The following is a 15,422-nucleotide window of genomic DNA, read 5'->3' as shown; positions in this document are numbered from 1 at the left end:
ATATGGGGGACTCCCTATGCACCAGGAAATCCACTTGTAAAATAGAGATTTATCCTCAATGTCGATAGCCGATTAAAATCATGACACAGCAATTACAGCATCGCATCATCTGTTGGAGTTTAAGTTTAATTATCGCTAGTATTAGCTGCGTCTTTGGACTAACTGCCAGTGTAAATGCTCAGTCTATCTCAAACACTCATCCAACTCAAATCGCGACAGTATCAGCCAGCGAAGCCTTTCGCAATGCATACAATCAGCGCTATACCTGGGATGAAAATTTTCCGGGTTATTCCGCAGAGGTTTCGATTACTCATAAGGGAGATATTGACCAGGGAATCGTTCGGGTTAAACCGGATTTAACGGTGGAAGTCATCAATGTTGAACCGGAGGATTTGCGGGAGTTGATTGCCAATACTGTTAAGATGGAAATTATTCACCGCCGCCGAGTACCGTTTAAGCAGTTGCATGGTAACAATGACTTTGAGTTAAAGGGAAAAGACGAGTATGGCGCATTAAAAATCAATGAAGTGGGTGATAATTCCTACTATAAGGTGAAAGGTGATGTAATCACTCAAGTGAATCGCAGCTTTGGAGATGTAGCAGTAACGGTTGACACTCTAGGCACGAATAAAACTCCAGAGGGTTATTTAGTCAGTCACTTTAAAACCACGTTTCGCGATGCCCAAACAGGTGAAGTTCTGGAAAAAGAAGATGTGCGAGATTTTCATGAAAAGGTGGGCAAATACTATTTGCTAACGAACCGGATGATTCGATATGCCCAGGAGGAAAATCCTGAAGAAAAACCTGTGGCGGATACGAGGATTCGCTTTAATGATATTCAGCCGTTGTAACTAGAAAAAAATGATTGAGTGGGATCGAGTCGCTGAGTTGTATGATATCTATGTCCAGAGTGATATCGATATTTCCTTCTTTATTCGAGAAACCCGTAAAGTATCAGGTCAAGTTCTCGAATTGATGGCGGGAACGGGGCGCGTCTCGATTCCTTTATTAGAGGCTGGCGCTTCCCTGGTTTGTGTGGATGCTTCGGAACAAATGCTAGCTGTTTTGCAAAAAAAGCTGGCACAAAAGAGATTGTCGGCTACAATTCAGCAGGCTGATGTGCGAGAGTTAGATCTGCAAGAGTGTTTTGAATTAGCGATTATTCCGTTCAATTCATTTTCGGAACTTTTGTCAAAGAAAGACCAAAGGAATACACTCCGCTCAATTCACAACCATTTGCGTGAAGGTGGGCAACTTATCTGTACTCTACATAATCCTAATGTCCGGTTAAAATTGGTCGATGGTTCTCTGCGTCTAGAGGGAAAATACAGTCTGGAAAAGGAACAACTTCTGTTCTGGGGACTGGAAAAGCAGCAACCGAATCACTGTATTGTTGAGCGAACTCAGTTCTACGAAATCTATGATCAACATGGTTTTTTGCAATCCAAGCGCCTCCTAAATATGCATTTTTGCCTGATCAAAAAACAGGAATTTGAGGAAATGGCGCAGGAAAGTGGTTACAAAATAGTGGCATTATATGGCGATTATTCTTGTGCAGAATTCGATAGTGATACCAGTCTTTCCATGATTTTTATTTTGGAGAAATGATCAAAAAAGTAGATGGCAGATGCACAAGTAAAAAGTTATAAGTACCCGGACATAAATTTTGTCCAACTACTTATTAAATTTCACCATCATACTCAAAATACCAGTCTTCATGCATTTGAGCGACTTGTGCCAATTTACCATTTCGACCTAAGGCTTCATCGGCTAATTGTGCAATCCAAACATTCGGTACGGCTTGAGGTCTGTTTTCTAGAACTAGGGCTAAGGCTTCCTCCTCTTGACCCGCCCCCAAGAGGATGGCATAAATGGTTAAAGCGATCGCTGCGGATCGGCTGATCCCGGCTTGGCAATGAATGAGAACATCTCCGCCTTCCTGGGAAATTATCGGCACGAAGTCAATTACTTGACAAATATGCTCAGGTGTGCATAAAACGTAGAAAAAATTATCATTTAAAGCAACAATATCATCAAACTCTAACCGTAGTCGGTGAGGAACTTTGGTGTAACCTTTAGGAGGGGAAGTACCGGGTTCGCCAATCGAGATGATATGCGCGATCGCGTCTCCTGTCTCGGAAGCGAGAAGTTGGCTGGCTTCGGAATAGGACGCAATCCAGATTTTCGGTAAGTTGTTTGCTGTAAATTCAGTCACAATTGTTACTAATTTCATTTAGATTTTGTCCTAATTTTTCCATGAAACTCTCCCAACGGTTTACCGACGCCTTAACCTTTGCCACCGAACTACACGCCAACCAAATCCGCAAAGGGAATGGCGTTCCCTACATCGCCCACCTGCTAGCTGTTGCCAGTATTGCCTTAGAATATGGGGCAAATGAAGAGGAAGCGATCGCGGCGCTTCTCCATGATGCCATTGAAGACCAAGGCGGTGCAGCAACCCGTGAGGAAATTCGCCGCCGCTTTGGGGATACAATTACTGCGATTGTCGATGGTTGCACTGACGCTGACACCACACCCAAACCCCCTTGGCGTCAGCGCAAAGAAGCTTATATTGCACATATTCCCACAGCATCAGCTTCGGTTCGTTTAGTGTCTGCCGCCGATAAGCTGCATAATGCTTGGTCAATTCTTAAAGATTATCGTATTTTAGGGGATAAGGTGTGGCAACGCTTTCATGGGCGTAAAGAAGGTACACTTTGGTATTATCGTTCCTTGATTGAAGCCTTTCGCACCCAGGAGTCTATGCCGATTATTGACGAATTGGATCGGGTGGTGAGTGAATTAGAATTATTAGCAGGTGTAACTGATTAGAATTCTGAGTGGTGATCTGTGTAGGGGCGGGTTTTACCTCTATCATTGGTTGTCACCCGAATGTAAATAAACCCGCCCCAACTTGATGAACGGGTTTGTCACTAAACCTGCCTTTATCTGTATCTTACGGCTGCGATCGCATAAAACCCGTAACCCATTCACCCCATTATCATGCTATGAAACCAATACTTCTAACCACGGCTGCTATTTTCACCGCCATCACTCTGAATACCAGCGCCTTGGCTGAAAATCTACAAAATATCCAAAAGGTACTCTCCACCAAAAACTGTCCCGGATGTGATCTCACCGATGCGGGTCTAGTTATGGCAGAATTAGTCGGGGCAAACTTGAGTGGGGCAGATTTGAGTCGCGCTAATCTCAGTCGGGCAAATTTAGTGGGGGCGGATCTCACCGGCGCAAATCTCAGTGGCGCGTCTCTCAATGGTGCAAACCTAACTGGCGCAAATCTCAGTGGCGCTATTTTAGTGGGAACGGATCTGAGAAGTGCTTATCTCGTTAATGCTCAACTGTTTGGTACGGATCTCAGTAGCGCTTATATTCAAGGAACCATTGGTCTTCCTCAGTATGCCGGAACCGCTGAAGATTTTTATGCCTGGGGTGTGATTGAAGCAGAACGGGGAAACTATCAAGCTGCCATTGAACATTATAATCAAGCTCTGAATCTCAAAGCTGAATTTGCTCCCGCCTATTTAGCCCGGGGAATTGCCCGATTTCGCTTGAGTGATCACGGCGGTGCTAGCCGAGATGCTGAAGTTGCTAGTCAGCTTTTTACTAATCAAGAAAACTTAGTTGGTTTCCAAGCTTCACAGAACCTGATCCAAATGGTAGAAATTGCTCAAAATCCCCCCGAAGTTCGCTCTCGCCCATCTTTTGGAAATGCTCTTGTGGGTATTGGTTCATTACTGCTGCGGTTTTTGTCACCGCTTTGATGGTTAGATCCTGAGTGTCGAAATTTGGTTTTTTTAACGCAGAGAACGCAGAGGTTTACGCAGAGAACGCAGAGGGGTTTGGAGGATGGGGAGCAAATTTTTATCTGGTTTGTAAGGTGGGATAAATAATGTTATTTTCGATGGTTTTAATAGTTTTTTTTAACTATGACTAAAATACCTTCTAAAACTGAAAGTGAGCAAATGTTGAAGTGGCTGAATAAAAATCGGCACACTTTGTTGGATTTATATCGCAATCAATATGTGGCTTACAATGACCATCGTGTTATTGCTCATAGTGGAAATTTGCGCGAAGTTTTGGAGTTGGCTACAGCATCAGGGGAGATGTTTGCCATTTATTTAGTGCCACGCAGCACTGCTTCTATCCAGATTTTACCGATTCATTTTCGCACAGTGGCTCGCCATGACTGGTTGCCGAATTATCATGTCAGGCTTAAGCATAAGGATTTAGAGATTTCTACCACAATGTTAGTAGACTCTGGGGCAGAAATTAGCTTAATTTCTTTAAAGGTGGGTCAAGATTTAGGCTACGGCTTAGCGGATGCTGAATCAACGTTATTAGCGGAGACTATTGGGGGAACGGTTGAGTATGTTTTGCGTAATGTGGAAATGACAATTGATGGACACAGTTTTATCGCTCCTGTCGCTTGGTTACAAAGCATTACAGGTGCAGAACAATTGCTCCTGGGGCGGGAAGTTGTATTTGATCGGTTTAATATTGAGTTTAGACAAGCCGACGAGCAAATTCTGTTTACTTGGCGTGAATAGTTGTCGTAATGGACAATGATAATATAGCCTTTCTAAAACCGATTAGGTACACCTGACTGTAGGGGCGCAAGGCTTGCGCCCTTCCGGACATACCGCTCTCTGTTTTCTGCATAATTAATAATTTAAATAATGAACATCAAAGAATTAGAACCTCAATTACTTGCTCTAAAGCTGACTGAAAAAGCTCAAGCTATTCATAGATAGAGAGAGAATGGCAACCCGAATTCATCAAGCTATTTCCCGGGAAGAATCCTTACGGGGAAAAGTGATGCGAGTAAATCGTCCCGCCCAATAATTTTAAGTGTTACATCAGTAAACTTAATTGAGAACCTTGCTCGGTTTTTCGCACTTCAATTCTTGTCTGAAAGGCTTCCTTAAATTGGGGCATGTGGGTTACGGTTAAGATACAAGCAAAGTCGGACGCGATCGCGTTAATTGCGGCAATCAATCGCTCACACCCTTCAGCGTCTTGCGTACCAAAGCCTTCATCGACAATCAGCATTTGCAAGGAAGTTCCCGCTCTCTGCGCTAAGAGTCGGGCTAGGGCGAGGCGAATGGCAAAGTTAATCCGGAAGGCTTCCCCCCCAGAATAGGTTTCATAAGGGCGCGTTCCGCTGGCGTCGGCGATTAAAATATCTAGGGTGTCGATGAGTTTACTTTTGCGCTTTGATGCCCGTTTTCCGGCTTTTTGGGTGACAATTTGGACGTGTAACTGATTTCCGGTGAGTCGCGATAGAATTTGATTGGTTTCTGCCTCTAATTGGGGTAAAATGTTTTCAATCATCAGCGTCTGGATGCCATTTTTGCCAAAGGCTTTGGCTAGTTCCTGATGCACTCGATATTGCCGTTTTAGGGTTTTAACCTGTTCCTCTTGCTCTTGATATTGAGTTTGCAGGGTATCCAGTTGAGTTAAGCGCTGTTGTAATCGCCCGACTTGGGATAGGTGTTCGTCTAGTTGTCGGCGTCGCTGGAGGATGCGCTGTTCCAGTATTTGTATGTCGCGGCTGGTGTCGGGATACTGATCCAATTGCTTGACAATTTCGGCGAGTTGTGTATTTAGAGTTTCGCGATCGCCTTGTCGTTTGGCTAGGGTTTGATTGAGGCTGTCTAATCGTTGACAGATTTGAGGATAGTGTTCCTGGGCTTTGGTTAATTCTTGATGGCGTAGTTGCCAAGATTGAGCTTGTCGCAGGGAGGTGCACAGTTGGTTGTGTGTGTCTAAGTTGTAGCCAATTTCGCGAATTTGTGACTCGATCGCGTCGAGTTCCTGTTTTAGGGGAGAGGTGGTTTGTAACTCCTCTAGGGATTGGTTTAGCTGATCTAGTTGGGCTTGCAGTTGGGGTTTTTGTTCCTGAATTTTTTCTCGGCGTCGTTGGGCGTCTTCGAGTTTGGCTTGGCGGATTTCCGCCCAACGCCACCGATCGACTTCTCCCCGTGCGAGGGCGTGGGTTTGTTCGTTGTAGTTTAGCTGTTGTAGTTGGCTATCCAGAGTTTGCAGTTGGGTTTGGATATCTAGGGCGTAGGTTCCTTCACTTAGCGATCGCTCCAGTTGTTTCTTTTCTTCGGAGATATCATAAAGGCGATCATACACTTCATCGGTGGCTTCGAGTCGGGCTTCGAGTTGTCCCCGTTGTTCGAGTAATTGTTCAAACGGTGCCAATTCTTGGGAGAGTTGGGCGTATTCTTGACGTAAGACTTGCAGTTCCCGTTCACAAACCGCTAGCTGTTCTCGCACCACCCAGAATTGATCTTGGATTTCCTGTTGTTCTGTGGTAGTTTTCTGGATAACGTGGTGGGAATGGGTTTCATCTAAGGGGCGATCGCACAGGGGACAAACAGCGTCCTGAACCTGTAACATTTGGATTTTCTGGGTGAGTTCGGCGAGTTGTTTTTCATAACGGCGCTGGCTTTCTTGCAGTCGTTCTTGAAAGCTGCGGCGTTCGAGTCCTTTTTCTTGTACGCGCTGTTGATAAACTTTCTTTTTTTCTAAGGTACTGATTTCGGCGACAACGTGCAGAACTGTTTGTCGCAGTTGGGGAGTTGTGGCGATTTGGTGAGATAATTGATCTTCTGAGGCGTTGAGTTCATCTAAACGGGCGCTGAGGCGGGCGTGGATGCGATCTAATTCGCTTTGCAAGGCGGCGCGGCGTTGCAGGATGGGGGAAACGTCGAGTTGAAGTTGATCCAGGTGATTGAGGCGGGTACGGGCGGCGTTGAGTTTTTCCAAGGCTTCAGCTACGTCTGCAGAACGAGTGAGCATTTGGTGAATCTCTTGTTCTTGGGGACGCAGGGCGTCGAGTTGAGCTTGGGTTTGGCGGATTTGCAGATTCAATTCCTGAATCTGTTGGTTGAGTTGCTGTTGTAGCTGCTGTTTTTGTCGGTGGGCGTTTTGATCTGCGTGGAACTTTTGGCTGAGGCTCTCTTCTCGCTGTTGCAGGGTGAGATAATCGGCATAACCGGCAGTAATTTGGTCGTTTTGGTCGAGAATGGTGGCTAATTGCTGCTTTTGGGTTTCGGTGGTGGTAATATCCTGATGCAGGCGATCGCACTCTTGGCTGAGATTTTGGTATTGCTGGCGGACAAAGGTGAGTTGTTGTTCCCAGGTGTGGCGTTGGTGTTTGAGAGATTGCAGGTGGTGCAGTTGGCTTTGGTCGGTTTCGTGGTCAAGGCGTAGTTGGTTTAGGGTGGTTTGAGTGGCGTCTTGTTGCTCCTGCGTCGCGTCTCGTTCTTCTAATTGCTGCTGAATGCCTTGTAAACTAGATTCGAGTTGCTCGGCTTGACCTTTGAATTGGCGGGATAAATCCTTTGCTTGATCCGCTAGGGCTTCGTATTGATCCAGTTTCAATAAATCGGCTAAGATTTGTTTGCGTTCCGAGGGACGCCGTAGCATAAATTCATCCGCACGCCCCTGACGCAAGTAAGCGGAGTTAATAAAGGTATCATAATCCAGCTTAAGATGATGCAGGATAAGCTGTTGAGTCGCCCGTAATCCTTTTTCAGTTAAGGAACGAAATCCATCGGGCGTTTCAATTTGAAATTCCAGGGAACTGCTTTGTCCCCGTTGCTTGCTCCGAATCACCCGATGGGTTTGTTGGTTATTATGGAAGATGAAGTCTACCCGTACATTTTTTGCTCCGGCATGGATTAAATCATCTTCCGACGCAGCACGGCATTGTCCCCAAATCGCCCAGGTGATTGCTTCGAGGAGAGAAGATTTCCCAGCACCATTGGCGCCACAGATACAAGCCGTATGCAGTCCGCGAAAGTCGAGAGTCGCTTCACGGTAGCTTAAAAAATTTTTCAGGGTCAGTTTCAGGGGAATCATGCAGGCTGGAATGCCATTGAGACTAGGGATGCAAGAAAATTGTCAGTACATACGCACGCTCTCCATAGTTTATCGACGTAAGGATGCGGATTCCAGCCTTTTTCTCGACAAATTCACAATATTTAATATAATGGAGATTTAGGATAGGTCGATAATATCAATCAAGTATAGGTTTTCCTACCTGGCTCAAAGTGTAACTTTAGTCATAACCCAATCATTAAGCTTGTGGAAAGAAAATTTTTCTTGGCAAGAAAGTGGTGAGTATAGGTTAAGATATATACAACACACAATAGCCAGAGTCAAGATCATCAGCAGATCAGCCTAGGCACTCCTACTAGCTACCTACCTCAACGGTTCGGGTTATCCACCACACCCGGAAACATGACAACAGCAGCAGTTAGGAGACTCAGCATTTACTGTTTTTCAAGTGAGCCAGATGAAACCAGCCATACGCCGAATAAGTCAATCACTGGCAGCCATTTATAGTCTAACCGGACTTATAGGCTTTGCTGAGGTTGCCCAAGCCGAGGTTACTCAAGATAATACAGCGGGTAGCACAACGATTGTTACCCCAAATGGCGACGAATTTGACATTACAGGTGGCGTTGAAGCTGGCGATAATCTCATTCACAGCTTTGATCAGTTTAGTCTTGGCTCAGATCAAAGTGCTATTTTTAATGTCGATGCTAATATCCAGAATATTCTAAGTCGGGTTACAGGTGGTAATCTGTCTCAAATCAACGGACTCATCGAAGTTCTGGGAGGAACGGGCAGTACCAATCTGTTTTTGATGAATCCGGCGGGTATCGTTTTTGGTCAAGGTGCGAGTCTGAATGTACCAGGCTCCTTTACCGCCACAACTGCCACATCAATTGGTTTAGATTCAGGTTGGTTTAATGCGACAGGTCCAATTGATACAAGTCAGCTTGCCGGAACTCATAACAATTATTTTGCCTTCGATACATCTGAGCCAGGAGCGATTATTAACTCGGCTGATCTAGAGGTTCAGAATGGGAATTTAACCTTAATCGGTGGTACAGTTGCCAGTGAGGGGACTCTTTCAGCGCCCAATGGTCAAATTACTCTTGCAACCGTTCCCGGCGATAGTATAGTGCGCCTAACCCAACCCGGAATGGTGTTGAGTCTGGATATTGAACGCCCAGCTTACTCAGGTTCTGATCCAATTCCTCTGACTGATATACCAGCATTAATCACGGGTGGTAATTATATACAAAATGCGACAACTTTAGCCGTTGAGAATGGACAAGTCGTCTTAAGCGGTTCAGGTATCCAAAGTGGAGATGTTGTCGCCACTGATGCGATTACAGCATCGACAGGAATCAATATCAATTCAAATCGCAGCATTACAACAGCCAAGCTTGACACCAGTAATTCAGATCAGGATAGTGCGGGTTCAATCTCACTGTTTGCTCAACGGGATGTTACAACTGGCGAACTCAATGCAAACGATAACGGTGATGGATCAGCAGGTGATGTAACCTTGTATGTATCAGAACAAGGAAATATCACAACAGGTGACATAAGAGTGCAGAATCAGTCGGAAGGTGACGCTGGTGATGTAACTATATCCACAGATGACGGTAACATTGATATAAAAAATATTTTTGCCCAAAATCATGCGCCTACTTCTAGACCGGGCGGAAGTAGTTCCGTAGTCTTATCTACTGATACTGGCTCTATTACTATTGAAGGAAACATCAGGGTAAAAAACGATGCTGTAAATCAACAGAATCCTGGTGTTACCCATGGAACTGTAGAGTATTATAATCCGGAACCACCAGCGTCCAACTCCAACATCGATCCGAATAGCCCCAGCTACGATCCAAATATAATCCAGCCAGATGGCGTGGCTCCTGAAAAGCTGGATAGTCATTTCACTCCAGCAACTCCGCCACAGTCTTTGATAACGGAGAACCTACCACCTATAAATAACCCCAAGGACACTGGTGGTGGGCAACCCGACACTGGTGGTGGGCAACCCGACACTGGCGGTGGGCAAACAGGCACTGGCGGTGGGCAAACAGGCACTGGCGGTGAACAAACAATAGATATAGATGATGATGTCTTTGTTAGTGGTGGAACAAATGATGATGATAATTTAACTGATGGAGATGCAGCAGATAGTGGTGATGTCTTAGATAGTGGCGAGAACTCAGGTGACACAAATCCTGGTGGAGAAACTGTCAGTGGTGAGAACTCAGGTGGTGGAACTCCTGGTGGAGAAACTGCCAGTGGCGAGAATTTAGGTGATGGAACTCCTGGTGGAGAAACTGCCAGTGGTGATAACTTAGGTGGTGGAACTCCTGGTGGAGAAACTGCCAGTGGTGATAATTTAGGTGGTGGAACTCCTGGTGGAGAAACTGCCAGTGGTGATAATTTAGGTGGTGAAACTCCTGGTGGAGAAACTGCCAGTGGTGATAATTTAGGTGGTGGAACTCCTGGTGGAGAAACTGCCAGTGGTGATAATTTAGGTGCGATCGCGGATAATGGCAGCAATACTCAAACGGCAAATTCAGATACGCCAAACACCAGTAACAACAGCACTCCTGTAACCTACAGTAGCCTAACCTACAGTCGGTTTCCCAATCCCAACATTAATGACAACGACAAAGAAACTTGCGATCCAAATGATGCGAGTTGTCAAGAGAGTGGTGTAGCGAATCCGAACGCCCAGAGTGATAATTCTAATAGCGGAAATAATAACTCCGCTGCGACAACCTATAGCCGCCAACCGACTTCTACTAACACCAACAACACTCCCAATACTACGATCGCAGCTAATAATTCAGCGAGTAATGGCAGTCAAACCTACAGCCGTACTCCAACTCAACCCAGTAGTAACGCGATCGCAACACCGGATAGCACCACCGCGAATCCGGCTAATTCAGAGGTGGTTAACAATACGGCAAGTGACAGTACCACTCCGCCTGATATTCCCAGTTACGATACCAGCAATGATACGACGACTGGAGATAACATAGCCACCGCAAATCCAGCTAATACGGATAACGCGACTAGCAATACCCCAAGCGATAGCAGTTCTAATCCCACCAATATCAGTATCAGCGGTGGAAACAGCGACGTGGCGAACAACTCGGCTAACACGAGTAATCAAACCTATAGCCGCGTTCCCACCTCAAATAGCGATAGTTCAACTCCTCCAAGTACTGATAGCGGAAACAATAATTCCGTCATTGATAACGCTGTCAATACACCGAATCCCGATAGCGCTAACGATACGGCTACAAATAGCGGTTCTAATTCCACAGACAATAACAGCAGTGGCAATAGTGATATTGCCAACAATAACTCTGCTGACAATAACGACTCAACCTACAGTCGTGAACCCAGTACCGGAAATGGCGATATCGCGGACAATAGTGGTACAGATCCAGTAGATAACAGCAACGGAAACACCGATCCGGCGGATACAGATAACGCCAATACTGATACCACTGACAATAGCGACTCAACCTATAGCCGTGATCCGGATACCGGAAATGGCGATATCGCGGACAATAGCGGTACAGAGCCAGTAGATAACAGCAACGGAAACACCGATCCGGCGGATACAGATAACGCCAATACTGATACCACTGACAACGGCGACTCAACCTACAGTCGTGATCCGGATACCGGAAATGGCGATATCGCGGACAATAGCGGTACAGATCCCGTAGATAACAGCACGGGAAACACCGATACGGCGGATACAGATAACGCCAATACTGATACCACTGACAACGGCGACTCAACCTATAGCCGTGATCCGGATAACGGAAGTGATGCGGCGAATAACGGTGGCTCTAACCCCACCGACAACCCTGACAAATCGGATGTAGCTAACAATAACTCCAATACCCCTGAACCCTCTGGAGGAAACACCCCAGGGGTAAATAACGGGAATGGAATCCCCAGTGAGGCGCCTCAACAACAGGCTGCAAGCCAGGAAGAACCATCAATCTCGTCAGACACGAAGAATGTCAGCGATCGCGTGGCTCAACTCGAAGCTAATTTTACCCAAGAATTTGAAACCTATCTCCAACAACAATTGGTAACCAAGCGGCTGAATCTACAAGATATCAGTGAACGGACTCGCGACATTGAACAAGTCACCGGTTTGAAAACAGCCGTGATTTATGTCAGCTTTGTCCCTCCATCATTGAATGATGATGCCAATGCTTGTCAAGCTGAGTCTGCACCCGCCGGAGATCGCCGATTTGGTTATAGCCCCTCAGCATCAAGCAGTTGTTCAGCACAAGACAATAAACAACTAGAATTGCTGCTGATCACCGCCGATGGTAAAGCCATTCAACGTCGAGTCGAAAATGCTAATCGGGCTAAGGTTTTAGCACAGACTCAAAACTTCCAGCGATTGCTGAGTGATCCGCGCAACCTCGGATCGACGAACTATCTGGATTCAGCCCAGCAACTCTACCAATGGTTAATCGAACCCTTAGCGGACGATTTAGAGGCACACCAAATCCAAGGTTTAATGTTTGCCATGGATTCTGGGTTGCGATCGCTTCCCATCGCCGCCCTTCACGATGGAGACAAGTTCTTGATCGAGAACTATAGTGTCAACTTGATTCCTAGCTTCAGCTTAATGCAAGCTCGCAATCCCGACATTCGCTCGCGTCAAGTTCTAGCCATGGGGGCGTCAAAATTCTCAGATTTACAACCTTTGCCATTTGTCCCCATAGAACTATCCACCATTACAGAATATCTGTGGAAAGGCAAATCATTTCTCAACGAAAATTTCACCTTCCAGAATCTGCAAGAACAAATCAATCAGAACGAGTTTGGCATCATCCATCTAGCCACTCACGCCGAGTTCAAGCCGGGGAATCCAGAGAATTCCTACATTCAACTGTGGAATCGCAAACTACGGCTCAATGAACTCAAGGAACTAGGCTTATCCGATTCAGCCGTGAATTTATTAGTCCTAAGTGCTTGTCGAACCGCCCTAGGCAATGAAGACTCTGAACTCGGTTTTGCTGGCTCAGCATTACAAGCGGGTGTTGATTCTACCCTTGCCACCCTCTGGTACGTTAGCGATGAAGGCGCCTTAGGCATCACGACTGAATTTTATCGTCAATTAAGGCAAGTGCCGATTAAAAGTGAGGCATTACGCCGAGCGCAGCTTGCCATGGTTCGAGGCGAAGTTAGTATTGCGAATGGTCAATTAAATTATGGAGATAAGAATATAACCTTACCCCCAGAAATAGCGGAACGCGCCAAGGTAAAAAATCTCAACTTCTCTCATCCGTACTACTGGGCACCCTTTACCTTAATTGGTAATCCGCACTAGATAAGTGGGGAACAGGGAACAGGTACTATGGCTCCCCCTGCTCCCCCTGCTCCCCCTGCTCCCCCTGCTCCCTACCCCCACCAAAATACTTATTCAGCAGACCCTAATTATTCTTGGGCTGTAGGGGTACGGCACAGAAGAGCCCTCATATCATATTAATTCTCTCCTGGCTTATTTATGATGTTTCTCGTAAGCCTCAACAATGCGCTGAACCAGAGGATTACGAACCACATCTTGAGTGGAAAGTTCGCAAAAGGCAATTCCATCAACCGAGCGCAGAATTTTTTGTGCCACCGCTAATCCTGAATCTTGATTCGGCGGCAAATCGGTTTGGGTAATATCCCCAGTAACCACCATCCGAGAACCAAACCCCAAGCGAGTTAAGACCATTTTCATCTGTGCTGGGGTAGTATTTTGCGCTTCATCAACAATTACAAACGCATTACTAAGTGTCCGCCCTCGCATATAGGCTAACGGTGCCACTTCAATAATCCCCCGTTCCATTAAATTGGGAATTTTCTCCCCATCAATTAGTTCGTATAAGGCATCATAAAGCGGACGTAAAAACGGATTAACTTTCTGTTGTAAATCTCCCGGCAAAAATCCTAACTTTTCTCCCGCTTCTACAGCCGGTCGGGTTAAAATCAGGCGTTCATACTCATTTGCCAGTAATGCCCGGGTTGCCAATACCACCGCTAAAAAGGTTTTCCCGGTTCCCGCAGGTCCAATACAAAAAGTCAAATCATGATTAAGAACCGCTTTAACATATTGGCGCTGGCGAAAGGTTTTGGCACGAATCACATCACCGCGACGGGTACGCGCGAGTACCTCTTGATGTAAATCCTGAAGTTCATCCTGGCGGTGGGTATCTAAAGCATGAAAAGCAGTACGGACATCCGCCTCTTCAATCCGTCTACCTTCGAGCCAAAAAGGTTTAAGCGATCGCACCACGGACGAGATACGCTCAACTTGTTTTTGAGTTCCCGAAATTAGCAATTCCTGTCCCCGTAAAACCAGAGTCGCACCAGTCCGTTGAGAGAGCAACTTCAGGTTACTTTCGCGATCGCCCACCAGTACCATCGCACTCTGGACACTCGGTAATTCAATCTTTGTCGATACTTCACTCAAGGTTAATCATCAGGTATCAGTTATCAGTTATCAGTTATCAAGTATTAGCAGAGAGATAGAATAAAGGAAAGGTAGAAGGGTAGAAGGAGAAGGTTAGGAGGTTAATACTCCCTGATGAATCACATAAACATAAACAAATGAGGCAATAATCTCTTTTACAATCGAAATCATCCTCTGTTTATAGAGAACTAATTTGTCCGTGTAATCAGTGTGACTAACCTCTCACGCCCCTACCCCAATCTCTCCAATAAATCCGTGAAATCAGTGTTTTGACAAATGAAATAACGAATGACAAATCAAGAACGAGGCTTAGAGTTAGGTTTAGGCAAGGGTAAGCGTCGAGGCGAACCTTTCCTCCCCTGGGATCTATCCCCTGAAGGACTTTCACGGCGGGATGTGCCACCAGACTCATCATAGATATCCAAATAGACCGATTCACCGGCAATCTTAGCCATCCCTTGAATGACTTTGCGAATTGCCTGAATGTTACGACCACCTCGACCAAACACTCGCCCCTTGTCCTCTCCGTCAAAAGCCAGCCGAATCCAGACACGATCATTAGCATGGGCGCGTTCGCAGTCTAAACTCAGCGCCGTGGAAGACTCTAAAAACGGCTCAACCAAAAATCGAACCAGACCCCCATAATCCGGGCTGGTTTTCTGCCCAGTTTCAGACACTGACTTGTTCAAGGACATTGGCTTTCTTCAGAATACTGCGTACTGTATCCGTGGGCTGCGCTCCATTTTTCAGCCACTTGGCAATCGCGGGGGCATTCAGAGTGGTTTGATCGGTTCTGGGGTTGTAGAAGCCCAATTCTTCCAAGGGACGACCATCCCGACGGGCTTTACTCTCAATCGCCACAATGCGATAACTCACTTCACGCTTTTTGCCGAATCGTTTTAATCGAATTTTGACCATAGTTTCCAATAACTCACCTGTTTGATTTTACGCGATGATTAAGAATTTCGGGTAAATGAGGACTGGGGATTGGGGATTGGGCTCTCGCATTCGCGTTGGGATTTTGACATAAAACCGAAACATCGGGGCGCGAATGCGAGAGCCCCTACGA

At 46.0% G+C, this 15,422-nt stretch carries 11 protein-coding genes; 6 read left to right on the top strand and 5 right to left on the bottom strand.

The window, feature by feature from the left end; all coding sequences use genetic code 11:
• Positions 1 to 80: 80 nt before the first annotated feature.
• Both RIM23_RS01890 and RIM23_RS01885 read left to right on the top strand, forming a co-directional pair.
• Positions 81 to 851 carry a DUF3386 family protein gene (locus RIM23_RS01890; RefSeq protein ID WP_446363968.1) on the top strand — a complete coding sequence of 257 codons (771 nt, stop codon included), beginning with the start codon at positions 81 to 83 and terminating at the stop codon, positions 849 to 851.
• A 10-nt stretch (positions 852 to 861) separates the two neighbouring features.
• Complete coding sequence (locus RIM23_RS01885) at positions 862 to 1,608, top strand: class I SAM-dependent methyltransferase (protein ID WP_446363966.1); 747 nt, start codon at positions 862 to 864, stop codon at positions 1,606 to 1,608.
• Between the two features lie 73 nt (positions 1,609 to 1,681).
• Here the strand turns inward: RIM23_RS01885 and RIM23_RS01880 are convergent, their stop codons facing one another.
• Positions 1,682 to 2,233 carry a dual specificity protein phosphatase family protein gene (locus RIM23_RS01880; protein ID WP_446363964.1) on the bottom strand — a complete coding sequence of 184 codons (552 nt, stop codon included), beginning with the start codon at positions 2,231 to 2,233 and terminating at the stop codon, positions 1,682 to 1,684.
• A gap of 23 nt (positions 2,234 to 2,256) precedes the next feature.
• Between RIM23_RS01880 and RIM23_RS01875 the strand changes: the two genes are divergently transcribed.
• The 3 genes from RIM23_RS01875 to RIM23_RS01865 all read left to right on the top strand — a co-directional run bounded on the left by RIM23_RS01875 (position 2,257) and on the right by RIM23_RS01865 (position 4,568).
• Positions 2,257 to 2,832 (top strand): HD domain-containing protein, encoded by a 576-nt coding sequence (locus tag RIM23_RS01875; RefSeq protein ID WP_446363962.1) that lies wholly within the window; start codon positions 2,257 to 2,259, stop codon positions 2,830 to 2,832.
• A gap of 176 nt (positions 2,833 to 3,008) precedes the next feature.
• A complete protein-coding gene (locus RIM23_RS01870) occupies positions 3,009 to 3,782 on the top strand; it encodes a pentapeptide repeat-containing protein (protein ID WP_446356938.1) in 774 nt (257 codons plus the stop codon).
• A gap of 165 nt (positions 3,783 to 3,947) precedes the next feature.
• On the top strand, positions 3,948 to 4,568 hold the full coding sequence (locus RIM23_RS01865; RefSeq protein ID WP_446363960.1) for a DUF5678 domain-containing protein: 621 nt from the start codon (positions 3,948 to 3,950) through the stop codon (positions 4,566 to 4,568).
• 304 nt (positions 4,569 to 4,872) lie between these two features.
• Here the strand turns inward: RIM23_RS01865 and sbcC are convergent, their stop codons facing one another.
• Positions 4,873 to 7,893, bottom strand: a complete 3,021-nt coding sequence (gene sbcC / locus RIM23_RS01860; protein ID WP_446363958.1) for an exonuclease subunit SbcC — start codon at positions 7,891 to 7,893, stop codon at positions 4,873 to 4,875.
• A 436-nt stretch (positions 7,894 to 8,329) separates the two neighbouring features.
• On the opposite strand from sbcC, the gene RIM23_RS01855 reads away from it, so the two are divergent.
• Positions 8,330 to 13,225, top strand: a complete 4,896-nt coding sequence (locus tag RIM23_RS01855; protein ID WP_446363956.1) for a CHAT domain-containing protein — start codon at positions 8,330 to 8,332, stop codon at positions 13,223 to 13,225.
• A 171-nt stretch (positions 13,226 to 13,396) separates the two neighbouring features.
• Here the strand turns inward: RIM23_RS01855 and RIM23_RS01850 are convergent, their stop codons facing one another.
• From RIM23_RS01850 to rpsP, 3 genes are all read right to left on the bottom strand, one after another.
• The gene (locus RIM23_RS01850; RefSeq protein ID WP_446363954.1) at positions 13,397 to 14,353 is read right to left on the bottom strand and encodes a PhoH family protein; all 957 of its coding nucleotides are present in this window, start codon (positions 14,351 to 14,353) and stop codon (positions 13,397 to 13,399) included.
• Between the two features lie 296 nt (positions 14,354 to 14,649).
• Positions 14,650 to 15,048 carry a KH domain-containing protein gene (locus RIM23_RS01845; protein ID WP_446363952.1) on the bottom strand — a complete coding sequence of 133 codons (399 nt, stop codon included), beginning with the start codon at positions 15,046 to 15,048 and terminating at the stop codon, positions 14,650 to 14,652.
• Positions 15,023 to 15,271, bottom strand: a complete 249-nt coding sequence (rpsP, locus tag RIM23_RS01840) for a 30S ribosomal protein S16 (protein ID WP_446333979.1) — start codon at positions 15,269 to 15,271, stop codon at positions 15,023 to 15,025. The genes RIM23_RS01845 and rpsP overlap by 26 nt, the downstream gene beginning before the upstream one ends.
• Positions 15,272 to 15,422: the final 151 nt, after the last annotated feature.

The sequence above is a fragment of the Coleofasciculus sp. G3-WIS-01 genome, from assembly GCF_040223135.1.
Taxonomy (GTDB): domain Bacteria; phylum Cyanobacteriota; class Cyanobacteriia; order Cyanobacteriales; family Coleofasciculaceae; genus Coleofasciculus.
The sequence above is the reverse complement of the archived record's forward strand: the minus strand, read 5'-3'. Positions and strand labels throughout refer to the sequence as shown.

Coding starts and splice junctions, on each gene's coding strand:
- RIM23_RS01890 (WP_446363968.1), top strand. CDS start 81: ATGACACAGCAATTACAGCATCGCATCATCTGTTGGAGTTTAAGTTTA.
- RIM23_RS01885 (WP_446363966.1), top strand. CDS start 862: ATGATTGAGTGGGATCGAGTCGCTGAGTTGTATGATATCTATGTCCAG.
- RIM23_RS01880 (WP_446363964.1), bottom strand. CDS start 2,233: ATGAAATTAGTAACAATTGTGACTGAATTTACAGCAAACAACTTACCG.
- RIM23_RS01875 (WP_446363962.1), top strand. CDS start 2,257: ATGAAACTCTCCCAACGGTTTACCGACGCCTTAACCTTTGCCACCGAA.
- RIM23_RS01870 (WP_446356938.1), top strand. CDS start 3,009: ATGAAACCAATACTTCTAACCACGGCTGCTATTTTCACCGCCATCACT.
- RIM23_RS01865 (WP_446363960.1), top strand. CDS start 3,948: ATGACTAAAATACCTTCTAAAACTGAAAGTGAGCAAATGTTGAAGTGG.
- sbcC (WP_446363958.1), bottom strand. CDS start 7,893: ATGATTCCCCTGAAACTGACCCTGAAAAATTTTTTAAGCTACCGTGAA.
- RIM23_RS01855 (WP_446363956.1), top strand. CDS start 8,330: ATGAAACCAGCCATACGCCGAATAAGTCAATCACTGGCAGCCATTTAT.
- RIM23_RS01845 (WP_446363952.1), bottom strand. CDS start 15,048: ATGTCCTTGAACAAGTCAGTGTCTGAAACTGGGCAGAAAACCAGCCCG.
- rpsP (WP_446333979.1), bottom strand. CDS start 15,271: ATGGTCAAAATTCGATTAAAACGATTCGGCAAAAAGCGTGAAGTGAGT.